Source organism: Microbacterium sp. ARD31 (genome assembly GCF_031844425.1).
The window spans coordinates 20,517-42,882 of sequence record NZ_JAUZVE010000020.1 but is presented as its reverse complement, the minus strand read 5'-3'; the positions used below and the strand labels follow the sequence as shown (position 1 = coordinate 42,882).

Genomic DNA, 22,366 nt, shown 5'->3' with positions numbered 1-22,366 from the left:
CCATGGATGCAGGTTCCACTGCCGTGCAGCCGGTCGGGGACGCCACTCACCTGGCGTCCCCGGCCGGGGCCCGGCCCGACGGACGGCGCGGACCGCGCTCGCAGTGGCGGCAACGTCTGTCGCGGCTCGACGTCAAGGTCACGCCGTACGTCTTCATCTCGCCGTTCTTCCTGCTGTTCCTGCTGGTCGGGATGTTCCCGCTCGGCTACACGGCGTGGGTCTCGGTGCACCAGTGGGGCCTGCTCTCGGGCCAGGGGGACTTCTCCGGGCTCGACAACTACCGCCGTGTCCTGGAGGACCGCTACTTCTGGAACGCGCTGCGCAACACCATCAGCATCTTCCTGCTCTCCTCGGTGCCGCAGGTGCTCATCGCGTTGGCGCTGGCCGGCCTGCTCGACACCCAGCTCCGCGCGCGCACCCTGTGGCGGATGAGCGTGCTGCTGCCGTTCGTGGTGGCGCCCGCGGCGGTCGCGCTGATCTTCGGCAACGTCTTCGGTGACCGCTACGGCCTCGTCAACGAGGCGCTGCAGGGCATCGGCCTCGAGCCGGTCCGGTGGCACGTCGACCGCCTGTCCAGCCACCTCGCGATCGCATCGATGGTCAACTGGCGCTGGACCGGCTACAACGCGCTGATCTTCCTCGCCGCCATGCAGGCGGTGCCGCGCGACGTGTACGAGTCCGCCGCGCTCGACGGAGCCGGCAAGGTGCGCCAGTTCGTCTCGATCACGGTGCCGCTGATCCGCCCGACGGTGATCTTCGTGGTCATCACCTCCACGATCGGCGGCCTCCAGATCTTCGCCGAGCCGCGGCTCTTCGACACCCAGGGCCTCGGCGGCTCGGACCGCCAGTACCAGACGCTGACGATGTACCTCTGGGAGCTCGGCTGGCGGGTGCGCGACCTCGGCATGGCCTCGGCGGTGGCCTGGCTGCTGTTCCTGATCATCATCGTCTTCGCGCTGTTCAACCTGTTCGCCAGCCGGCACTCCGGCGCGTTGAAGGGACTGCGCCGATGAACCGCCGCCCCGGCCTCCTCGTCTACGGGCTCCTGACCGCGTTCCTGCTCGGCTCGTGCGCCCCGCTCTACTGGTCCTTCCTCGTCGGCTCGCACAGCCGCGACGTGCTCACCAAGCGGGTGCCGCCGCTGATCCCCGGCGGCCACTTCTGGGAGAACGCCCAGCGCGCCTTCGACGCCGTACCGTTCTGGAAGGCGATGGGCAACAGCCTCATCGTCTCCGGCACGGTCGCCACCTCGGTCGTCTTCTTCTCCACCCTCGCCGGCTTCGCCTTCGCCAAGCTGGCCTTCAAGGGACGCACCCCGCTGCTGGTCTTCGTCGTGGCGACGCTGGCGGTGCCGACGCAGCTGGGGATCATCCCGCTGTTCATCGTGATGGCCAAGCTCGGCTGGGTCGGGTCGCTGTGGGCGCTGATCGTGCCCGGCATGGTCACCGCGTTCGGTGTCTTCTTCATGCGCCAGTACCTCGTGGACGCGATCCCCGACGAGCTCATCGACGCCGCCCGCGTCGACGGCTGCTCGCTGTTCCGGACCTTCTGGAACGTCGCCGTCCCCGCCGCCCGGCCGGCCGCCGGGATCCTGTGGCTGTTCACCTTCATGGCCACCTGGACCGACTTCTTCTGGCCGCTGGTCGTGCTGCCCGCGAGCAACCCGACCATCCAGATCGCCCTCCAGCAGCTGCAGAGCGGCTACTACGTCGACTACAGCCTGGTGCTCGCCGGCGCCACGCTCTCGACGGTCCCGCTGCTGGTCCTCTTCGTCCTCACCGGCCGCCAGATGGTCGCCGGCATCATGCAAGGAGCAGTCAAGGGATGAGTGTGCAGAGCAGGCCGGAGACGGCCGCAGTGACCCACGCCGAGGCGCGGTTCCCGCGCGACTTCGTGTGGGGCATGGCGACCGCGTCCTACCAGATCGAGGGCGCCGTCGCCGAGGACGGGCGCACCCCCTCCATCTGGGACACGTTCTCCCGGGTCCCCGGAGCCGTCCTGGGCGGGGACACCGGCGAGGTCGCCTGCGACCACTACCACCGGATGCCGGCCGACGTGGGCCTCCTCGCCGACCTCGGCGCCACGTCGTACCGCTTCTCGGTGGCGTGGCCGCGGGTGCGTCCCGACGCGGGGCCGGTCAACCCGGCCGGCCTCGCGTTCTACGACCGGCTGGTCGACGAGCTGCTGTCGCACGGCATCGCGCCGTGGCTGACGCTCTACCACTGGGACCTCCCGCAGACCCTCGAGGACGCCGGCGGCTGGACCAACCGGGACACCGCGCACCGCTTCGTCGACTACGCCGCCTCGGTCTACGACGTGCTGGGCGACCGCGTGCCGACCTGGACGACGCTCAACGAGCCGTTCTGCTCCTCGCTGATCGGATACGCCGCGGGCCACCACGCGCCGGGCCGGCAGGAGGGCCCCGCCGGCCTCGTCGCCGCCCACCACCTGCTGCTCGCCCACGGCATGGCGACCGAGGCGCTGCGCAGCCGGGGCGACGACGTGCGCTTCGGGCTCAGCCTCAACCTCACCGTGCCCGACCCCAGCGACCCGAGCGACCCGGTCGACGTGGACGCCGCGCGCCGCATCGACGCGCTGCACAACCGGCTCTTCCTCGACCCGGTCTTCCGGGGCTCCTACCCCGCCGACCTGCTCGAGGACACCGCGCACCTGCAGTGGCAGGGCCAGTCCTGGTACGACGTCGTCCGCGACGGCGACCTGGCCACCATCTCCACGCCGATCGACGTGCTGGGCGTGAACTACTACCACGGCAACGAGGTCTCGGGGCACCCGCGCACCGACGTCGTCGGGATCGGTGCCGACCACCCGGACCGGGTCGCGCTGTCGCCGTTCGTGGGCTCCGAGCACGTCACCTTCCCCAGCCGCGGACTGCCCGTCACCGACATGGGCTGGGAGATCCAGCCCGAGGGCCTCCACCGCCTGCTGCGCCGGCTGCACGACGACTACCCGCACCTGCCGATCTACCTCACCGAGACCGGCGCGGCCTTCGCCGACCGCCCGGACGCCGACGGCGTGGTCCACGACCCCGACCGGATCGCCTTCCTCGACTCCTACCTCCGTGCCGTGCACCGCGCGGTGGAGGAGGGGGTCGACGTGCGGGGCTTCTTCCAGTGGTCGTTCTGCGACAACTTCGAGTGGGCCTTCGGCTACGCCAAGCGGTTCGGACTCGTCTACGTCGACTACGAGACCCAGGAGCGGATCCCGAAGTCGAGCGCCCGCTGGTACGCCGACGTGGCGCGCACCGGCGTCCTGCCGTCGCCCGACCCCACGGGCGACTAGCGTGGCGCGCGTGAACACCCCGCGGACCCCTCACGGCTCCGGGACCCCCACCCTGGACGAGGTGGCCCGCGTCGCGGGTGTCTCGCGCGCCACGGCCTCCCGCGCGATCAACGGCGGCCAGCGGGTCAGCGCCCGCGCCCAGTCGGCGGTCGACCTCGCGGTCCGCGAGCTGGGCTACGTCCCGAACCCCGCGGCCCGCAGCCTGGTCACCCGGCGCACGGACTCGATCGCCGTGGTGGTGCCCGAGCCCGACGACCGGGTGTTCTCCGACCCCTTCTTCGCGGGCACGCTCCGCGGCGTCACCCGGGTGCTGGGCGAGCGCGACATCCAGCTGGTGCTGCTGCTGGCGCGGCCTGGCGCCTCGACCGCGCGCACCCTGCGCTACCTCACCAACCGCCACGTCGACGGCGCGCTCGTCGTCTCCCACCACCGCGACGACCGCCTCGCCGAGCACCTCGCCGACCTCGGCCTGCCCTGTGTCTTCGGCGGCCGGCCGTGGACCGGCGGCGACCGGGTGGCCTACGTCGACGTCGACAACACCGCCGGCGAGCGCGAGGCGACCGAGCTGCTGATCGGGCGCGGCTGCGCACGCATCGGCACGATCGCCGGGCCGGCCGACATGACGGCCGCCGAGGACCGGCTCGCCGGGTGGCGCCAGGCGATGGCGGCGGCCGGACTGCCGGCCGACGCCGTCGAGCACGGCGACTTCACCGAGCGCAGCGGCGAGGCCGCCGCCCGCGCGCTGATGGAGCGCCACCCCGACCTCGACGGCCTCGTGGTCGCCTCCGACCTGATGGCGGTCGGCGCGCTGCGGGTCCTCGCCGAGATGGGTCGTCGGATCCCCGACGACATCGCCGTGGTGGGCTACGACGACCTCGGCGTCGCCGAGCGCACCGCCCCACCGCTGACCACGGTGCGCCAGCCGGTCGACGAGATGGCCGAGCGCGCCACCCGGCTGCTGCTCGAGCGCGTCGACGGCGTCGACGGCAGCCACCCGGTGCGGCTGATCATCCCGCCGACGCTGGTGCGGCGCGCCAGCGCCTGAGCGGCTCCTGCCGTCACGCGAGCGAGACGATGAGCTCCTCGACCCGGCGGCGGATCTCGTCGCGGATCGGGCGGACCGCCTCGATCCCCTGGCCGGCCGGGTCGTCGAGCTTCCAGTCCTCGTAGCGCTTGCCGGGGTAGAAGGGGCAGGCGTCGCCGCAGCCCATCGTGATGACCACGTCGGACTCGCGGACCGCGTCGTCGGTGAGGACCTTCGGCGCGGCCGCGGTGATGTCGACGCCGACCTCCGCCATCGCCTCGACCGCGACGGGGTTGATCGAGTCGGCGGGGGCCGATCCGGCCGAGAGCACCTCGACACGGTCGCCGGCGAGGTGCTGGAGCCAGCCTGCTGCCATCTGCGAGCGGCCCGCGTTGTGGACGCAGACGAACAGGACGGTGGGAGTGGTCATCGTGCGTTCTCCTCGACGGACGGGACGGGGCTCGATCGCGTAAAGCGCGGGCGCAGGGCGAGGCTGACGTAGACCAGGCCCACCAGGACGGGCACCTCGATCAACGGGCCGACGACGCCCGCCAGCGCCTGGCCGGACGTCACCCCGAAGGTCGCGATCGCGACCGCGATCGCCAGCTCGAAGTTGTTGCCGGCCGCGGTGAAGGCCAGCGTGGTGGTGCGCTCGTAGGTCATGCCGAGGGCGTGTCCGAGCAGGAACCCGCCACCCCACATCAGGGCGAAGTACGCCAGCAGGGGGAGCGCGATGCGGGCGACGTCGAGCGGACGGCTGGTGACCTGCTCGCCCTGCAGCGCGAACAGCACCACGATCGTGAAGAGCAGGCCGATCAGGGCCCACGGGCCCACGCGCGGGAGGAACGTCGACTCGTACCAGTCGCGCCCGCGCAGGCGCTCGCCGTACGTCCGCGACAGCCAGCCCAGCAGCAGCGGGATGCCGAGGAAGATCAGCACGGACTTGGCGATCTGCCAGGCCGAGACGTCGAGCGTCGCGCTGTCGAGCCCCAGCCACGAGGGGAGGACCTCGAGGTAGAACCAGCCCAGGCCGGCGAACGCGATGACCTGGAAGACCGAGTTGAGGGCGACCAGGACCGCGGCCGCCTCGCGGTCGCCGCAGGCGAGGTCGTTCCAGATGATGACCATCGCGATGCACCGGGCGAGACCGACGATGATGAGGCCGGTGCGGTACTCCGGCAGGTCGGGGAGCATCAGCCACGCCAGCGCGAACATGAGGGCCGGACCCACGAGCCAGTTGAGCGCCAGCGACGCGACCAGCATCGGGCGGTCCGCGGTGACGCTGTCGAGCCGGTCGTAGCGCACCTTGGCGAGGACGGGGTACATCATCACGAGCAACCCGATCGCGATCGGCAACGAGATCCCGTCGACCTCGACCGCCGACAGCGTCTCGTCGAGGCCGGGCACCGACCGGCCGAGCAGCAGCCCCGCCACCATCGCCAGCCCGATCCACAGCGGGAGGAACCGGTCGAGGACGGAGAGCCGGTCGACGACCTCGGTGCCGTCGTGGGGGCTCATGCGCTCCCGCCGATGAGCGCGGCGACGTCGGCGAGCACCTCGCGGCGTACGGCGTAGTAGACCCACACCCCTCGCTTGGTGCGGTCGAGGAGGCCGGCGTCGTGCAGCACCTTGAGGTGGTGGCTGATCGTCGGCTGCGACAGGTCGAAGGCGTCGTTGAGGTCGCAGACGCAGGCCTCGCCGCCCTCGCTCGCCGCGACGATCGACACCAGCCGGAGCCGCACCGGGTCGGCGAGCGCCTTGAGCAGCGGGGTCAGCCGCTCGGCCTGCTCCAGCGACAGCGGCTCGCGCAGCAGCGGCGAGCAGCACGCGGCGGTCTCGACGGGGGTGAGGGTCAGCTGAGACTTCGACACACGTGAATATTGACAGATGTCGATGTACGGTGCAATCTCAGACATCGACAACCATCTATATGAAGGAGTCCGGACATGTCCCGACTGCAGCTCGCCCTCAACGTCGACGACCTCGAGTCCTCGATCGCGTTCTACTCCACGCTCTTCGGCACCGAGCCCCACAAGGTGCGCGCGGGCTACGCCAACTTCGCCGTGGCGGAGCCGCCCCTGAAGCTCGTGCTCATCGAGAGCCCCGGCCAGGGCGGCAGCGTGAACCACCTCGGCGTGGAGGTCGCGGACGTCGACACCGTCGACGCCGAGCTGACCCGACTCGCGGCGGCCGGCTTCGCCACGACCGAGGAGCGCGACACCGTCTGCTGCTACGCCAAGCAGGACAAGTTCTGGGTGCAGGGCACGCCCAACGGCGAGCGCTGGGAGGTCTACACGGTGACCGACGACGCCCCGGCCACGAACACCACCGGCGACGCGCCGGAGTCCGCGGCCCGCGCCGACGCCTGCTGCGCCTGAGCGCCGCCGGGCGTCTGGGGGGCACGTCACGTCGCCGGGGATTCACGGGAACACCACCCGTCCCACTAGCGTTGACACCTCAGACGCCCGGCCGGTCTTGCCCCGGGCGCAGGCTCCCCGCTGGGGACCTTCCCTCACTCTGAGGCACGTACGCCGCACGACCCGCACGCGGGCCGCGGCTCACGGTGGCGAGACGCCAACCGAAAGCAACTCACATGAACTTCGCCGAGCTCGGCGTGCCCTCCTCGCTCGTCCAGGTCCTGGACCAGCAGGGCATCACCACCCCCACCCCCATCCAGGCCGCGACGCTGCCCGACAGCCTCGCCGGCCGTGACGTCCTGGGCCGCGGTCGCACCGGCTCGGGCAAGACGTACGCCTTCCTGCTCCCGATGGTCGCGCGGCTCGACGCGAGCAAGCTGCCCGCGATGCCCCGCAAGCCCCGTGCGCTGATCCTCGCGCCCACCCGTGAGCTCGTGGGCCAGATCGAGGCCTCGCTCGCGCCGCTGGCCAGGGCCACCGGCCTCACGACCCGCACGATCTTCGGCGGCGTGGGCCAGAACCCGCAGGTCACCGCGCTCAAGAAGGGCGTCGACATCGTCATCGCCTGCCCGGGCCGCCTCGAGGACCTCATGGGCCAGGGCTACGCCGACCTCTCCGCCGTCGAGGTCACCGTCCTCGACGAGGCCGACCACATGGCCGACCTCGGCTTCCTGCCGGGCGTGCGCCGGATCATGGACAAGACGCCCCAGTCGGGCCAGCGCCTGCTGTTCTCGGCCACCCTGGACAAGGCGATCGACGTCCTGGTCAAGCGCTTCCTCAGCCAGCCGGTGACCCACGAGGCCGACTCGGCGCAGTCGCCGGTCGCCACCATGCACCACCACGTGCTGCACCTGACCCGCGAGCAGCGGGTGCCGGTGCTGGTCGACCTCACCAGCGCCCCGGGCCGCACCGTCGTGTTCACCCGCACCAAGTACGGCGCCAAGGCGCTGGCCCGCCAGCTCAACAAGTCGGGCGTGCCGAGCGTGGAGCTGCACGGCAACCTGTCGCAGAACGCGCGGACCCGCAACATGGAGGCGTTCCACTCCGGCACCGCGACGACGCTGGTCGCGACCGACATCGCTGCCCGCGGCATCCACGTCGACGACGTGTCGCTCGTGGTCCACGCCGACCCGCCGGTCGAGCACAAGGCCTACCTCCACCGCTCCGGTCGCACCGCACGCGCCGGCAACGAGGGCACCGTCATCACCCTGATGACCGACGAGCAGGTCAAGGACGTGCGCGACCTGACCCGCCTGGCCGGCATCAAGCCGGTGACGACCAAGGTCAACGGTCCCGACCACCCGGTCCTGGTCCAGCTCGCGCCCGGCGAGCGCTCGCTCGTGCCCGGCGGCCTCGTCGTCGAGACCCCGACCGGCGCGGGCGCCCAGGGTGCGCGCGCCCAGGGTGGCGGCCGCAACCGGTCGCGTCGCCGCGGCAACGGCGGTGGCGGCCAGGGCGGCCAGGCCAAGCAGGGCTCCCGCCAGCGGTCGGGCCAGGGCGCGAAGGCGTCCGGCGGCTCGCAGGGCGGGCAGCGGTCGCAAGGCTCCCAGGCGGCCACGGGCGGTCAGTCGCGTGGCGGCCAGCGTCGCCGCGGCGGCTCGGGCGGCCAGGCCGGCCAGTCCGGCCAGCGCGCCGGCGGCCACAGCGCGGCGTCGTTCAGCCGCGGTCGCTGACCTCGCCCCGGCACCCCGACGACGGCTGACGTATGCCGTCGACGGGGTGTGGTGCGACCGGGCGGTCCCGGCTGTGGGCCGTTACCTAGGCTGGTCGTCATGCGCACCTTCATCCGCCGGTCGCTGTGGGACGTCGTGCCCCGCGACCAGCGCGACACCGCCGCCGCCTTCCGCCGCCGGCAGGTCGTGGCGGCGATCGTCGTGCTCGTCGGTGCGGCCGTGCTCGGTTGGTCGCTGCGGCTCGAGCCGGGCGGCTCGACGTTCTACGTCGCGGCGATCGTGCTCGCCGGGGTGTGGGCGGCGGGCGCGTTCCTGTCCGGCCGGCTCCACCTCGGCCGGATCGCGGGCGAGGGCGAGCTGTTCGTCCGACCGATCCTGGCGCCGATCCTGCTGGGCCTGCTGATGGTCGGCGTGTTCGTCCTCGGCGCGCTGGTGGTGCGCGAGATCGACCCGCTGGCGACGTACGTCTCCTCCGTGCTGGAGTACGCCGACCAGGGGTCGCTGACGATCCTCGCGATCATCACCTTCTTCAACGGCATCGCCGAGGAGCTCTTCTTCCGCGGCGCGATGTATGCCGCGATCCCACGCCACCCGGTCCTCTGGACGACGATCGCCTACGTCGTGGCGACCCTCGCCACCGGCAACGTGATGCTCGGCTTCGCCGCGGTCCTGCTCGGCACGGTGTGCGGCCTCGAGCGACGTGCGAGCGGCGGGATCCTCGCCCCGATCCTGACCCACATCACGTGGTCGCTCTCGATGCTCTTCCTGCTACCCCTGCTGTTCGCCTGAGCCGTCGCGCTCGGCGAGCGCGCGGCGCACGGACTCGCGGTAGGACAGCGGCTCGCCCGGCACCACGTCGCGGATCGAGGTGTCGGTGACGACGACCTCGGTCGACATCGAGTCGATCAGGTTGCGGCCCGTGGTCACGTCGACGTCGGTGACCAGCGCCAGCCAGTACGACGACAGCCGCGGCGTCAGCATCGGGACCACCACGATCGGGAGCGGGCGGCTGCCGGCGACCTCGTTGGCGATCTCGAGCATCTCCTTGTAGGTGAGCTGCTCGGTCCCGCCGATCTCGAAGGTCCGCCCGATCGCGTCGGGGTGGGCCACGACGCCGGCGAGGTAGCGCACCACGTCGTCGATCGCGATCGGCTGGGTGCGGGTGGCGACCCACTTCGGCACGACCATCGCCGGCAGGTTCTTGACCAGCTGCCGGGTGATCTCCCAGGAGATGCCGCCGTGGCCGACGACGATCGCGGCGCGCAGCACGGTGACCGGCACGCCGTCCGCGCCGAGCAGGCCCTCGACCTCGCGGCGTGAGCGCAGGTGGGCGGACAGGTCCTGCTCGTCGTCGCCGAGGCCGCCCATGTAGACGATCTGGCTCACGCCCGCCGCCGCGGCGGCGCTGCTGAAGTTCCGGGCCGCCTCGGCGTCCTTGCGCTCGAAGTCGGGGTCGTCGAGGGAGTGGACGAGGTAGATCGCGACGTCGACGCCCTCGAGCGCGGGCCGGAGCGAGTCGGCGTCCATCACGTCCGCGCCGACCGGCTCACCCGGGCCGTCGTAGGTGTCCGGGTGCCGGGTCATCGCCCGCACGTCGTGCCCCGCGTCGAGCAGGACGGGGACGAGGCGGCGGCCGATGAAGCCGGTCGCGCCGGTCACGAGAACAGTCGCCATGCACCCATGCTGTCAGCCCGGGGGAAGGGGCTGCCTCACCCGCGCGTGCCGGCGCGGCCGCGGCGCGCGTCGAGGCGGGCCATCGCGGGAGTCGCGGTGACCCCGTGCAGGAGCACCGAGATGATGACGGTGAACGCGACGGTCGACCACAGCCACGGCTCGTCGGGCAGGTGCTCGTGCGAGGCGGCGTACGCCAGGTAGTACAGCGACCCGACGCCCCGGACCCCGAAGAAGGCCACCGCCGCCATCTCCCCGCGGTCGAGCCCGCCGTCGAGCCGCTCCTCGCGCGAGAGCACCGCCAGCGCGACCCAGCCCGCCACCGGCCGGACCACCAGGACCAGCCCCACCGAGACGACGACGCCCCGCCAGTCGAGGTGCTCCAGCAGCCCCTGGGTCATCGCCATGCCGAGGACCAGCAGCACGAGCAGGGTCATCAACCGCTCGAGTCGCTCGACGACGGCGTGCATCGCGCGCTGGTAGGAGTGCCCGTGGTGCGAGGCACGCAGGGTCATCGCGCAGGTGAAGACCGCCAGGAAGCCGTAGCCGCCGACGAGCTCCGCAGCGCCGTACGCCGCCAGCAGCGCGGCGAGCGCCAGCAGGGGCTCGCCCACGTCGGCCAGCCGCAGGTTGTCGCTCTTGGCGTGGAAGGCCTGGCGCCCGAGCAGCCAGCCGAGGGTGAGGCCGACCGCCACGCCGAGGGCGATCTTGCCGAGGACGTACCAGCCGACCCAGGCGGACGCGTCGACCAGCGTGAAGCCGCCCGCCAGCAGCAGGAGCGCGAGGTGGACGAACGGGAAGGCGAGGCCGTCGTTGAGCCCCGCCTCCGCGGTCAGGGCGAAGCGGATGTCGTCGTCCTCGTCGTGCCCCTCCTCGTCGTCGGGGTCGTCGATGTCGTCGGTGAGCGGCTCGCCGACCTGGACGTCCGAGGCCAGCACCGGGTCGGTCGGCGCGAGCACCGCGCCGAGCAGCAGCGCCACCGCGGGCGCGAGGCCGGCGACCCACCAGCCGAGGACCGCGACGCCGCCGATGGTCAGGGGCATGGCCACCAGCAGCAGCCGCCAGACCGGCGACCAGGTGCGCCACGACCGCCACGAGCGGACGTCGAGGACGCGGTCGATCGCCAGCCCGACGCCCATCAGCGCGACGAGCACGGTGAACTCGGTGACGTGCGTGATCAGCGCGTGGTGGGCCTGGGGCTCGAGGTCCGCGCTGTCCACCATGGGGAGCAGGCCGAACAGCATGCCCAGCGCGACCAGCGCCATCGGCGGCGACACCGCGATGCGACGCGTCACCTGGGGGAGCACCGTCGCGAGCAGGAGCGACACCCCGAGGAGGAAGTAGACCGCGGCTGCGGTCATCGGGTCCGCTGCACGTCGAGGGTCACGGTCCCAGCCTCCCAAGCGCGACCCGTGCGGCGAACACCCCGATGGGCGGTCAGCGCGCCCGCCTCGCGTCGTACGACGCCTGGCTCTCGTCGATCGCCTGCTCGTAGGCCGTGACCAGCCCGGCGATGGTGAGCGGCTTGAGCCGGTGGATGAACTCGCGCAGCTGCTCGGCGGTGTAGCCGTGCTCGCGGAACTGCGGCCACACCATGGTCCGCACGATCTCCGACAGCTCCTCGGCGACCTGTCGACCGTGCTCGGCGTAGACCTCGGCGACGGCGGCCGCCGCCTCGGGGGAGATGCCCATTCCCGACAGGCCGCCGGGCACGTCGACGTCACGGTCGCCGGTGACCGGCGCCAGCAGCGAGAGGTGGCGCGCGATGTCGGACGGCGTCGCGCTGTCGGGGATCTGCTCGACGTACCTCTCGATGGCGGCGAGGGTGAAGCCGTGCCCCTGGAGCTCGCGGACCAGCTCGAGGCGGGCGACGTGGTCGGGGCCGTAGTAGCCGGAGCGCCCGCGCCGGATCGGCGAGGGGACCAGGCCGCGGGAGGCGTAGAAGCGCACGTTGCGCGCGCTCACCCCGGTGCGCTCGGTCAGCTCGTCCAGCGTCAGCAGCTCGGTCTCCACGCACCCATCCTCTCGTCGTCGATCCGCGGGTCCGACGTGACGCGGCCCACACCTGTTGGACTGTGACAGTAATGGTGTCACAATCGCCCACATGGCAGAAGCATTCGTCTACGACCACATCCGCACACCTCGCGGCCGCGGCAAGGCCGTCGGTTCGCTGCACGAGGTGAAGCCGGTGGACCTGGTCGTCGGACTCCTCGACGAGCTCAAGACCCGAAACCCCACCCTGGACCCGGCCCGCGTCGACGACGTGGTTCTCGGTGTCGTGACCCCCATCGGCGACCAGGGCGGCGACATCGCCAAGACTGCCGCCCTCAAGGCCGGCTACCCCGAGACCGTGGCGGGCGTGCAGCTCAACCGCTTCTGCGCCTCCGGGCTCGAGGCCGTCAACCAGGCCGCGCAGCGCGTGCGGTCGGGCTTCGAGGACCTGATCATCGCCGGCGGCGTCGAGTCGATGAGCCGCGTGCCGATGGGCAGCGACGGCGGCGCCTGGGCCATGGACCCCGCCACCGCGCTGCAGACCGGCTTCGTGCCGCAGGGCATCGGCGCCGACCTGATCGCCACGATCGAGGGCTGGAGCCGCGCCGACGTCGACGCGTACGCCGCCGAGTCGCACCACCGCGCCGCGAAGGCCTGGGCCAACGGCTACTTCGACGACGCCGTCATCCCGGTGCGCGACCTCAGCGGCGTCACGGTCCTCGACCGTGACGAGACCGTCCGCCCCGACACCTCGGTCGAGGGGCTCGCCGGTCTCAAGCCGTCCTTCGCCCAGATCGGCCGCGACGCCGGCTTCGACGACGTGGCGCTGGAGAAGTACCACTGGGTCCCCGCGATCGACCACGTCCACCACGCCGGCAACTCCTCGGGCATCGTCGACGGCGCCGCGCTGATGGCGATCGGCACCGAGGAAGTCGGTACGGCGCTCGGCCTGGCGCCGCGCGCCCGCATCGTCGCGACCGCCGTCTCCGGCGCCGACCCGACGATCATGCTCACCGGACCGGCCCCCGCCGCGCGCAAGGCGCTGGCGCGTGCCGGCCTCGAGGTCGACGACATCGACCTGTGGGAGATCAACGAGGCCTTCGCCGCCGTGGCGATGCGCTTCATGCGCGACATGGGCATCAGCCACGACGTCACCAACGTCAACGGCGGTGCCATCGCCATGGGCCACCCGCTCGGTGCCACCGGCGCGATGATCCTCGGCACCCTCGTCGACGAGCTCGCCCGTCGCGACCAGAAGCGCGGCCTCGCCACGCTCTGCGTCGGCGGCGGCATGGGGATCGCCACCATCGTCGAGCTGTGCTGATGGGCTCGCTCCGCTCGCCGTGCTCGGCGCGCTCGTGAGCCCCGTCTTCCCTCCTCGCTCCCCAGCTGCCTCGCTGCGCTCGTCGCGCTGGCTCGCTCGTCAGTCCAGACGCGGCCGCGCGCCGAGCCTCTCGTGAACCGATTGGAATCCCATGACCTCCACTGACACCCAGACCGCCGTCCGCTACGACCAGGACGCCGACGGCATCGTCACCCTCACGCTCGACGACCCGACCTCGAGCGCCAACACCATGAACGAGCTCTACCTCTCGTCCATGGAGGCCGCCGTGCAGCGGCTGCACGACGAGCAGGACGGCGTCACCGGCGTCGTGGTCGCGAGCGCCAAGAAGACCTTCTTCGCCGGCGGCGACCTCAAGAGCATGGTGACCGCGACCCCCGAGGACGCCCCGGCCATCTTCGCCACGGCCGAGGCGATCAAGGCCAGCCTCCGCCGGCTCGAGACTTTCCCCCGCCCCGTCGTGGCCGCGATCAACGGCGCCGCGCTCGGCGGCGGCCTCGAGATCGCGCTGGCGGCCAACCACCGCATCGCCGTCGACGACCGCTCGGTCAAGATCGGCCTGCCCGAGTCGACGCTCGGCCTGCTGCCCGGCGGCGGCGGGGTCACCCGCGTCGTACGCATGCTGGGGCTGCAGTCCGCGCTGATGGATGTGCTCATGCCCGGCACCCAGTTCGACCCGCAGGGCGCGCTGGCCAAGGGCCTCGTCGACGAGCTCGTCGCGACGCGGGAGGAGCTCGTGCCGGCGGCGAAGGCGTGGATCCTCGCGCACCAGGACGACGAGGACGCAGCGAAGAACCCGTGGGACCGGGCCGGCTACAAGATGCCCGGCGGCACCCCGAAGACCCCCGCGCTCGCGCAGTTCCTGCCGGCCTTCCCGGCCCTGCTGCGCAAGCAGACCAAGGGCGCTGTCTACCCGGCGCCGCGCGCGATCATGAGCGCCGCGGTCGAGGGCGCGCAGGTCGACTTCGACACCGCCTCGCGCATCGAGACCCGCTACTTCACCAACCTGGTCGTCAGCCAGCAGGCCAAGAACATGATCCAGGCCTTCTTCTTCGACCTCCAGGCGATCGGCTCCGGCTCGCTGCGCCCGCAGGGCATCGAGCGCTGGCAGGCGACGAAGGTCGCCGTCCTGGGCGCCGGGATGATGGGCGCGGGCATCGCCTACTCCTGCGCCCGCGCCGGCATGCAGGTCGTGCTCAAGGACGTCACGCTCGAGGCGGCCGAGCGCGGCAAGTCCTACACCGCCAAGCTGAACGCCAAGGGCGTCGAGCGCGGCAAGATCACCCAGGAGAAGGCCGACGAGCTGCTCGGCCGGATCACCCCGACCGCGTCCGCCGAGGACCTGGCCGGATGCGACCTCGTCATCGAGGCGGTCTTCGAGGACCCGTCCCTCAAGGCCAAGGTCTTCGCCGAGGTGGCGCCCCACGTCGACGACGACGCGCTGCTGTGCTCGAACACCTCGACCCTGCCGATCACCGAGCTCGCCGAGGGCGTCGACCGCCCCGCCGACTTCATCGGGCTGCACTTCTTCAGCCCCGTCGACAAGATGCCGCTGGTCGAGATCATCCGCGGCGCGGAGACCTCCGACGTGGCGCTGGCCAAGGCGTACGACGTGGTCCAGCAGATCCGCAAGACGCCGATCGTCGTCAACGACTCGCGCGGCTTCTACACCTCTCGCGTCATCGGCACCCAGATCAACGAGGGCCTGACGATGCTCGCCGAGGGCGTGAACCCGGTCTCGCTCGAGCGGGCGGCGACGTCGGCCGGGTTCCCGGTCGGCCCGCTGCAGATCAGCGACGAGCTCAACATGGAGCTGATGAAGAAGATCCGCGTCGCCAACGAGGCGGCCTGGAGGGCGGCGGGCAAGGACGTCGCCGCGGACCCGTCGTCGACGGTCGTCGACACCATGCTGGAGCTCGGGCGGCCCTCGCGGCTCGCGGGCGCCGGGTTCTACGACTACGACGACAACGGTCGGCGTACGACGCTGTGGGCGGGGCTCGCGGAGCACTTCGCGGTCGCCGAGCAGCAGGTCCCGATCCGCGACGTCCGCGACCGGATGCTGTTCATCGAGGCGCTCGAGACCGCGAAGTGCTTCGAGGAGGGCGTCATCACCTCGGCGGCGGCCGCCAACATCGGCTCGATCATGGGCATCGGCTTCCCGGCGCTGACCGGCGGTGCGGCCCAGTTCATGACCGGCTGGCAGGCGCTCGACGAGACCGGCAAGGGCGTCGGTCCGGTCGGGCTGGAGGCCTTCCTGGCGCGAGCCGACGAGCTCGCCGACACGTACGGCGAGCGCTTCCGCCCCACGGCGTACCTCCGCGACCTCGCGGCGAAGGGCGAGACCTTCCCCGCCTGACCGGGCACTTCCTCGCGCTGCACACCGCCGACCGGGCACTTCCTCGCGCTGCACGCCGCCGACCGGGCACTTCCTCGCGCTGCACGCCGCCGACCGGGCACTTCCTCGCGCTGCCACCGCGAGGAAGTGCCCGGTCAGCGCATTTCTCCGCGAGGAAGTGCCCGGTCGGCGAGAATCGGGTGGTGAGCCAGACCCCCGCCGTCGTCGTCCGCGGCCTGCACGTGCGCTTCGGTGACGTCGAGGCGGTGTCGGGAGTCGACCTCGTGGCGGACAGCGGGCAGGCGACCGCCGTTCTCGGGCGCAACGGCGCGGGCAAGTCGACGACGATGAAGGTGCTGGCCGGGGTGGTCCCGCCGACGGCCGGCGAGGTGACCGTGGCCGGCCACGACGCCTCGACCGACGCCCTCGGCGTCAAGCGCGTGGTGGGCTACTGCCCCGACGTCGGCGGCCTGGTCCCGCGGGCCACGCCGTGGGAGCACCTCCAGCTCAGTGCCCGCCTGCGGCGCATGGACGACTGGGAGGGGCGCGGCCGCGACCTGCTCGAGCGCTTCGAGCTCGGCGACGTCGCGCACCGCGTCGTCGGCGGGTTCAGCCACGGCATGAGCCGGCGGCTGAGCGTCGTGCTCGCGGCGCTGCACGAGCCGGCCGTGCTGCTGCTCGACGAGCCCTTCGACGGCGTCGACCCGCTCGGCGTCGAGGCCACCCTCGAGGTGGTCGCCGACGCCCGGGCGCGCGGTGCCTGCGTGCTGCTCTCCACCCACCTGCGCGACCTGGCCCTCGAGGCCTGCGGCACCGCGGTCGTGCTGCGCGGGGGCAACCGGGTCGCGGCGATGCAGGCCGCCGAGCTCACCGGCGAGGCCTACCGTGACCTCCTCGACTGACTGGGTCGGGTCCGCGCGCGACACCCGGCACCTCGTCGCGTTCCGCGCCCGGACCGTACGCCGTCCCGCCGCGGCGGTGGGTGGGGCACTGGTCGTCGTGGCGCTCACCGTCGGCTTCGCCGTCGCGCCGGCGTACTTCGACCTCGAGGCCGTCCGCAGCGAGACCGTGCAGAAGGCGGTCACGGCCCTGCAGGCCAACCTCGGCGCGGCCTTCCTCGGCTTCCTGGCGCTCTCCGTCAGCTCCGCGATGAGCAGCGGTGGCGGCCGCGAGCTGCTCTCGCGCAGCGAGGCGGCCATCCACCCCATCAGCCCCGTCACCGAGCACCTCGGCGCGCTGCTCCTCGCGCCGGTGAACCTCGCGTGGCTGGTGCAGATGTGGGGCCTGCTGGCCGTCTCGGCCCTGGTGGCGGAGCCGGCCCACCTGCTCGGCGCCCAGCTCGTGGTGCTCGCCTGGGTGCTCGCCGCGTCGGCGGCCGGGCAGGCGATCGGCTGGGCCGTCGAGGGCGTACGCCGCACCGCGCACGGCGTCGTCGTGGTCCGCGTGGCCGGTGGGCTCGTCGTGCTGGCCCTCGCCGGACTGCACCTGGCCGGGGCCCTCGGCCCGCTCGTCCGCGCCCTGCCCACCACCTGGCTGGCCGAGGCGGCACCGACCGCACGGTGGCCGGTGGCGGTCCTCGTGCTGCTCGTGGTCGCCGCCGCCGCGGTCGTCGCCGGTGCCCGACCCGCCGCCTGGGCGCTCGGGCTGCCGCCCCGCGAGGAGCTGCGCGTCCAATCGGGCGTGCACGAGGCGCGGCACGTGCCCGAGCCGCGCTGGGGCTCGCCCGAGCGCGCCCTGCTGAGGCGGCTCGACCGCGGGTCGGTCTGGCGCTCGGTGGGCATGCGCCGCGGCCTGCTGGTCCTCGGCTTCGGCCCGGGCCTGATCGCGCTGGTCACCGGCCTCCAGTGGAGCTCGGTCATGCTGCTGCCGGGGCTCACCGCGAGCGGTGCGGCCTTGCTGTTCGGGGTCAACGCCTGGTGCCTCGACGGCAAGGGGATGGTCTGGCGCGAGACCCTGCCGGTCTCCGCGCGGGACGTGTTCGACGTCCGCGCCCTGGTCGTCGCCGAGTGCATGGTGATGGTGTCGGGCGTGACCGTCGTCCTCGCCCTGCTGCGCAACGGCCTGCCGCCGCTGGTCACCGGCCTGTCGGTCGCAGCGTGCTGGCTCGTCGTGGTCGTGCAGGTTCTCGCGGTCGTGATGACCTGGTCGGTCCGGTCGCCCTACTCCGTCGACCTGTCCTCGCCGCGGGCGACACCGGCGCCGCACGCCGCCATGGCCGGGTACGCCGGCCGGCTGTCGCTGGTCACGACCCTCACCGCCATGCTCTTCACCGCCTTCGCCGCCCTGCCGTGGGCCTGGCTCCCGGTCGCCGTCGCCGTGCCCTTCCTGGCGTGGTCGTCGTACCGCCTGCGCCGCGCCCGCCGTCGCTGGATCGGCCCCGCCGAGCGGGCCCGGGTCGTGCTGACCGTCGCCGCCGTCTGACCCCCGCTCGTGATCCCCGGCTGACCGGGGATCACTGAACATGTCAGGCCGTGCACGGGCCGACAAGTTCAGGAATCCCCGGCTGACCGGGGATCACGAAGGTGCGGAGCACCATGCATACGTGGTATACATACCCGGTATCCATCGCTCACGGGGGGCGGTGGACGGACCACGGAGGCGCGGATGTCGATCCGACAGGCGATGCTGGCGATCCTGGAGCAGGGGCCGATGTACGGCTACCAGCTGCGGGCGGAGTTCGAGCAGCGCACGGGCGAGACGTGGCCGCTCAACATTGGGCAGGTGTACACCACCCTCACGCGACTCGAGCGTGACGGACTGGTCGAGGTCGTGGAGCTCGGGGGAGCCGACGACCACCACTCCGGGACCGAGCGGCACGTCAGCTACCGCGCCACCGAGGCGGGGCGGAGCGAGGTGTCGGAGTGGTTCGCCACGCCGGTGCCTCGCTCCCAACCCCCGCGCGACGAGCTGGCCATCAAGCTCGCCATCGCGGTCACCCTCCCCGGGGTCGACGTGGGCACGATCATCCAGCGCCAGCGGAGCGCGACCGTCGCGGCGCTGCAGGACTACACCCGCCTCAAGCGCACCGGCCGCGCCGCGGCGCCGGAGGAGCCGGAGGACCTCGCCTGGAGCCTGGTCCTCGACTCCCTCGTCTTCGACGCCGAGGCGGAGGTGCGGTGGCTCGACCACTGCGAGGCCCGGCTGCGCCGCGCCGCCCTCGACCGCGCCGACGTACGACGCGACGCACCCGCCGCGACGTCCACCGAGGGGGTCGCCCGGTGAACGCCGTGCTCCACCTCGCCGCCGTCAGCCGGGTCCACGGCGAGGGCGCCACGGAGGTGCACGCGCTGCGCGGCGTCACCTTCCGCGCGCACCCCGGCGAGCTGGTCGCCGTCATGGGGCCCTCGGGCTCCGGCAAGTCGACCCTGCTCACCCTGGCCGGCGGCCTGGACGCCCCGACCTCCGGCTCGGTCTGGATCGAGGGCACCGACCTCGCCTCGCTCGACAACGCGGGGCGCGCCCGGATGAGGCGCACGTCGGTGGGCTACGTCTTCCAGGACTTCAACCTGATCCCCGCCCTCACCGCCGCCGAGAACGTCGCCCTGCCGCGCGAGCTCGACGGGGAGAAGGGGCGCATCGCCCGGCGGCTGGCGCTGACCGCGCTGGAGGAGGTCGGCATCGCCGACCTCGCCGACCGCTTCCCCGACGAGATGTCCGGCGGCCAGCAGCAGCGCGTGGCGATCGCCCGCGCGATCGTCGGCGACCGGCGCCTGATCCTCGCCGACGAGCCGACCGGGGCCCTCGACACGGACACCGGCGAGGAGATCCTGCGCCTGCTCCGGGCGCGCTGCGACGCCGGTGCTGCCGGCGTGATGGTGACCCACGAGGCCAGGCACGCCGCGTGGGCCGACCGCGTGGTCTTCCTGCGCGACGGTGTCGTCGTCGACGAGACCGGCTCCGACGAGCCCGAGCAGCTGCTCGCCGAGGAGACGGCTCGATGACCGGTTGGCGCCCCGCGCTGCTGATCGCCTGGCGCGACGCGCTGCGCCACCGTGGCCGCAGCGTGCTCGTGCTGGTGATGATCACCCTGCCCGTCCTCGCGGTGAGCGCCGCCGCGGTGGTCATCAAGACCTCCGAGGTCTCCGGCGCCGAGGCGGCCGACCGCGTCCTCGGCGCCGCCGACGCGCGCGTGCGCACCGAGGGGCGGGGCCCGGTGGTCCAGCTGGCCGACCCGATCCGGGGCGGCGGGTGGATGCAGGTGGGCGACTTCGACTACGAGGACCCACTCGAGGCCGCCGACGTGCTCGGCGTCCTGGGCGACGACGCCCGGCTCGTGCCGATGGCCACCGGCTGGCAGCGGGCGCGGCTGGGGGAGCGCGTGGTCAGCTTCACCACCACCGGCGTCGACCTGTCCGACCCGATCACCCGCGGGCTCTTCGAGCTGGGGTCCGGTCACCTCCCCGACGGCCCCGGCGAGGTCGTCGTCAACGACGCGATGCTCGACAGGGGCTTCGCCCTCGGCGACGAGGTGCGCGTCGGTGGGGCGACGCTGACGATCGTCGGCGCCGGACGCGACGCGACCGCACGCGACCAGCCGGTGATGCTCGGGTCGGTCGCGGACCTGCCGGGCGACTCCACCAACGTGCGCGAGTGGCTGGTCGACGCCGGGCCCGTCCCGTGGTCGACGGTCCGCGAGCTCAACGAGATCGGCGGGCTGGTCACCTCGCGCGCCGTCCTCGCCGACCCGCCCGACTTCACCGCGACCGCGGAGCAGATGGGCTACGACACCGGCAGCAGCGAGATGGTCGCCGTGGCCGTGCTGATCGTGGTGATGGCGCTCATCGAGGTCGTCCTGCTGGCCGGTCCGGCCTTCGCGGTCGGCGCCCGCCGCCACGCCCGCACGCTCGCGCTGATCGCCGCCTCGGGCGGCACGCCGCGGCAGTCGCGCCGGGTGATCCTGGGCAGCGGGCTGGTCCTCGGACTGGTCGCCGCGGTCCTCGGCCTGGTCCTCGGTGTCGCCACCGGTTGGGCGCTGCTGCCGCTGGTCCAAAGGTTCAACGGCGAGTGGTTCGGCCCGTTCGAGCTGCCCTTGCCCTACCTCGCCGCGATCTCCGCCTTCGGCCTGGTCTCGGCCGTGCTGGCCTCGGTCGTGCCGGCCTGGCTGGCCAGCCGGCAGGACGTCGTGGCCGTCCTCGCGGGACGGCGCGGCGACCGGCGCCCGCGCGCGTCGACCCCGGTCGTCGGGCTGGTCCTGCTCGGCGTGGGCATCGCGGCCTCGACCTACGGCGCGTTCACGTCCGACAACGCCAGCGGCGCCTACTGGATCGCCGGCGCGGCGATCGTCTCCGTGCTCGGCATGATCCTCGTCGTCCCGGTCGTCGTCTCGGCCGTCTCGAGGCTCGCCGGCCGCCTGCCCCTCACCGCGCGGTACGCCGCTCGCGACGCCGCGCGCCACCGCACCCGGACCGTGCCGGCCGTCGCCGCCGTCGCAGCGACGGTGGCGGGGGTGGTCGCGCTGGGCATCGCGAACGCGAGCGACGAGCTCGAGAACCAGGAGACCTACCAGCCGCAGGCCCCGATGGGCACCGGCAGCCTGGTCTGGGCGCCCGAGGTGCTGGAGGGTGAGCAGTCGCCCGACCTCGCAGCGTCGTGGGACCGCATCGAGCGCGCGGTCCATCAGGCGGCTCCCGAGGTGCGGCTCGACACGACGCGCGGGCCGAGCCAGGCCTACGACCCCAACGGCTACACGAGCACCTGGGTGGAGGGGCCCCGTGACGTCGAGCCGGACGAGTGCTGCCTCGACTTCTACGGGATGTCGTCGACCGTCGTCGCCGACCGGGCCGCCGAGCTCGGGCTGGACGGCGAGCAGGAGCGCCGGGTGGACGCGGGGCTCTCCGCGGGACAGGTCGTCCTCTTCACGCTCCGGACCGACGCCGTGGACGAGGCGACCATCCGCACCGAGACCTGGCGCGGCCAGTCGGCCCAGCAGCCGGAGTCGCGGTCGTCGGCGCGGGTGCCCGCCTTGCTGGTCGCGTGGGACTCGGCGCGGCTCGGACCGGCTCCGGCCATGGCCGTCGTGCCCCCGCAGGTCGCCCGCGACACCGGCATGGAGGTCGTGACGACCGGTCTGCGGCTCACCGGCGACCTCGACGAGGAGACCGAGACGCGGATCCAGGAGACGGTCGACGGGGTCGTGGCCGACGCCTCGCTCTACGTCGAGCGGGGATACCAGCGACCTCCGGAGGCCGTGATCGTGCTGCTGGTACTGGGGGCCCTGGGCGGGGTGCTGATGCTCGGCGGCACGCTGACCGCCACCTTCCTCGCGCTCTCCGACGCGCGGCCCGACCTGGCCACGCTGTCCGCGGTCGGCGCCGCGCCGCGTGCCCGGCGGCGGGTGGCGGCGTCGTACGCCCTCGTGGTGGGCTCGGTCGGTGCCGTCCTCGGGGCGGCCGTCGGGTTCATCCCCGGTGTCGCGATCTCGCGGCCGCTGACCTCGCTCAGCGAGACCGGGCCCTACCTCGCCGTCCCGTGGCCGCTGATCGTGGTGATCGTCGTCGCGCTACCCCTGCTGACCGCCGCGGTGGTCGGGGTGACCGCCCGCTCGCGGCTGCCCCTGGTGGCTCGGCTGGACTGAGCAGCGCCGAGCGGTCGGTCGTCGACAAAAAAGTCAGG

20 protein-coding genes are annotated in these 22,366 nt (G+C 72.9%); 14 read left to right on the top strand and 6 right to left on the bottom strand.

The window, feature by feature from the left end; genetic code table 11:
• Window positions 1–2: 2 nt before the first annotated feature.
• From Q9S36_RS31270 to Q9S36_RS31255, 4 genes are read left to right on the top strand one after another with little or no spacing between them, the layout of a single operon-like run.
• Complete coding sequence (locus Q9S36_RS31270; RefSeq protein WP_311288733.1) at window positions 3–1,013, top strand: sugar ABC transporter permease; 1,011 nt, start codon at window positions 3–5, stop codon at window positions 1,011–1,013.
• Window positions 1,010–1,828 carry a carbohydrate ABC transporter permease gene (locus Q9S36_RS31265; RefSeq protein WP_311288732.1) on the top strand — a complete coding sequence of 273 codons (819 nt, stop codon included), beginning with the start codon at window positions 1,010–1,012 and terminating at the stop codon, window positions 1,826–1,828. The genes Q9S36_RS31270 and Q9S36_RS31265 overlap by 4 nt, the downstream gene beginning before the upstream one ends.
• Complete coding sequence (locus Q9S36_RS31260) at window positions 1,825–3,300, top strand: GH1 family beta-glucosidase (RefSeq protein ID WP_311288731.1); 1,476 nt, start codon at window positions 1,825–1,827, stop codon at window positions 3,298–3,300. The genes Q9S36_RS31265 and Q9S36_RS31260 overlap by 4 nt, the downstream gene beginning before the upstream one ends.
• Window positions 3,301–3,310: 10 nt before the next feature.
• Window positions 3,311–4,345, top strand: coding sequence for a LacI family DNA-binding transcriptional regulator (locus Q9S36_RS31255; protein ID WP_311288730.1), 1,035 nt, complete (start codon window positions 3,311–3,313; stop codon window positions 4,343–4,345).
• 13 nt (window positions 4,346–4,358) lie between these two features.
• On the opposite strand, the gene Q9S36_RS31250 is transcribed toward Q9S36_RS31255, so the two are convergent.
• From Q9S36_RS31250 to Q9S36_RS31240, 3 genes are read right to left on the bottom strand one after another with little or no spacing between them, the layout of a single operon-like run.
• The gene (locus tag Q9S36_RS31250) at window positions 4,359–4,754 is read right to left on the bottom strand and encodes an arsenate reductase ArsC (protein WP_311288729.1); all 396 of its coding nucleotides are present in this window, start codon (window positions 4,752–4,754) and stop codon (window positions 4,359–4,361) included.
• A complete protein-coding gene (gene arsB / locus Q9S36_RS31245) occupies window positions 4,751–5,842 on the bottom strand; it encodes an ACR3 family arsenite efflux transporter (RefSeq protein ID WP_311288728.1) in 1,092 nt (363 codons plus the stop codon). The genes Q9S36_RS31250 and arsB overlap by 4 nt, the downstream gene beginning before the upstream one ends.
• On the bottom strand, window positions 5,839–6,240 hold the full coding sequence (locus Q9S36_RS31240; protein WP_311288727.1) for a metalloregulator ArsR/SmtB family transcription factor: 402 nt from the start codon (window positions 6,238–6,240) through the stop codon (window positions 5,839–5,841). Before Q9S36_RS31240 ends, arsB begins: the two co-directional genes overlap by 4 nt.
• A 30-nt stretch (window positions 6,241–6,270) precedes the next feature.
• On the opposite strand from Q9S36_RS31240, the gene Q9S36_RS31235 reads away from it, so the two are divergent.
• The 3 genes from Q9S36_RS31235 (at window position 6,271) to Q9S36_RS31225 (ending at window position 9,203) form a co-directional block, all read left to right on the top strand.
• Window positions 6,271–6,702 carry an ArsI/CadI family heavy metal resistance metalloenzyme gene (locus Q9S36_RS31235; protein ID WP_311288726.1) on the top strand — a complete coding sequence of 144 codons (432 nt, stop codon included), beginning with the start codon at window positions 6,271–6,273 and terminating at the stop codon, window positions 6,700–6,702.
• 215 nt (window positions 6,703–6,917) lie between these two features.
• Window positions 6,918–8,414, top strand: a complete 1,497-nt coding sequence (locus Q9S36_RS31230; RefSeq protein ID WP_311288725.1) for a DEAD/DEAH box helicase — start codon at window positions 6,918–6,920, stop codon at window positions 8,412–8,414.
• 99 nt (window positions 8,415–8,513) lie between these two features.
• Window positions 8,514–9,203, top strand: a complete 690-nt coding sequence (locus Q9S36_RS31225) for a CPBP family intramembrane glutamic endopeptidase (protein ID WP_311288724.1) — start codon at window positions 8,514–8,516, stop codon at window positions 9,201–9,203.
• Here Q9S36_RS31225 and Q9S36_RS31220 read toward each other — a convergent pair.
• From Q9S36_RS31220 to Q9S36_RS31210, 3 genes are all read right to left on the bottom strand, one after another.
• A complete protein-coding gene (locus Q9S36_RS31220) occupies window positions 9,183–10,088 on the bottom strand; it encodes an NAD(P)H-binding protein (protein ID WP_311288723.1) in 906 nt (301 codons plus the stop codon). The two genes, Q9S36_RS31225 and Q9S36_RS31220, sit on opposite strands and share 21 nt — an antisense overlap.
• 35 nt (window positions 10,089–10,123) lie before the next feature.
• Window positions 10,124–11,446: a cation:proton antiporter gene (locus tag Q9S36_RS31215; RefSeq protein WP_311288722.1), complete on the bottom strand. Its 1,323-nt coding sequence runs from the start codon at window positions 11,444–11,446 to the stop codon at window positions 10,124–10,126.
• A 76-nt stretch (window positions 11,447–11,522) separates the two neighbouring features.
• Window positions 11,523–12,098, bottom strand: a complete 576-nt coding sequence (locus Q9S36_RS31210; protein ID WP_311288721.1) for a helix-turn-helix domain-containing protein — start codon at window positions 12,096–12,098, stop codon at window positions 11,523–11,525.
• Window positions 12,099–12,189: 91 nt separating this feature from the next.
• Between Q9S36_RS31210 and Q9S36_RS31205 the strand changes: the two genes are divergently transcribed.
• The 7 genes from Q9S36_RS31205 (at window position 12,190) to Q9S36_RS31175 (ending at window position 22,328) form a co-directional block, all read left to right on the top strand.
• Entirely contained in the window at window positions 12,190–13,401 is a 1,212-nt protein-coding gene (locus Q9S36_RS31205; RefSeq protein WP_311288720.1) for an acetyl-CoA C-acetyltransferase, read from the top strand.
• Between the two features lie 151 nt (window positions 13,402–13,552).
• Window positions 13,553–15,775, top strand: a complete 2,223-nt coding sequence (locus Q9S36_RS31200) for a 3-hydroxyacyl-CoA dehydrogenase NAD-binding domain-containing protein (protein WP_311288719.1) — start codon at window positions 13,553–13,555, stop codon at window positions 15,773–15,775.
• 182 nt (window positions 15,776–15,957) lie between these two features.
• Window positions 15,958–16,656 carry an ABC transporter ATP-binding protein gene (locus Q9S36_RS31195; RefSeq protein WP_311288718.1) on the top strand — a complete coding sequence of 233 codons (699 nt, stop codon included), beginning with the start codon at window positions 15,958–15,960 and terminating at the stop codon, window positions 16,654–16,656.
• Window positions 16,640–18,175, top strand: a complete 1,536-nt coding sequence (locus Q9S36_RS31190) for a hypothetical protein (RefSeq protein WP_311288717.1) — start codon at window positions 16,640–16,642, stop codon at window positions 18,173–18,175. Before Q9S36_RS31195 ends, Q9S36_RS31190 begins: the two co-directional genes overlap by 17 nt.
• 183 nt (window positions 18,176–18,358) lie before the next feature.
• On the top strand, window positions 18,359–18,976 hold the full coding sequence (locus Q9S36_RS31185; protein ID WP_311288716.1) for a PadR family transcriptional regulator: 618 nt from the start codon (window positions 18,359–18,361) through the stop codon (window positions 18,974–18,976).
• Window positions 18,973–19,695, top strand: a complete 723-nt coding sequence (locus tag Q9S36_RS31180) for an ABC transporter ATP-binding protein (protein WP_396653879.1) — start codon at window positions 18,973–18,975, stop codon at window positions 19,693–19,695. The genes Q9S36_RS31185 and Q9S36_RS31180 overlap by 4 nt, the downstream gene beginning before the upstream one ends.
• Window positions 19,692–22,328 (top strand): ABC transporter permease, encoded by a 2,637-nt coding sequence (locus Q9S36_RS31175; protein ID WP_311288715.1) that lies wholly within the window; start codon window positions 19,692–19,694, stop codon window positions 22,326–22,328. The genes Q9S36_RS31180 and Q9S36_RS31175 overlap by 4 nt, the downstream gene beginning before the upstream one ends.
• Window positions 22,329–22,366 lie beyond the last annotated feature (38 nt).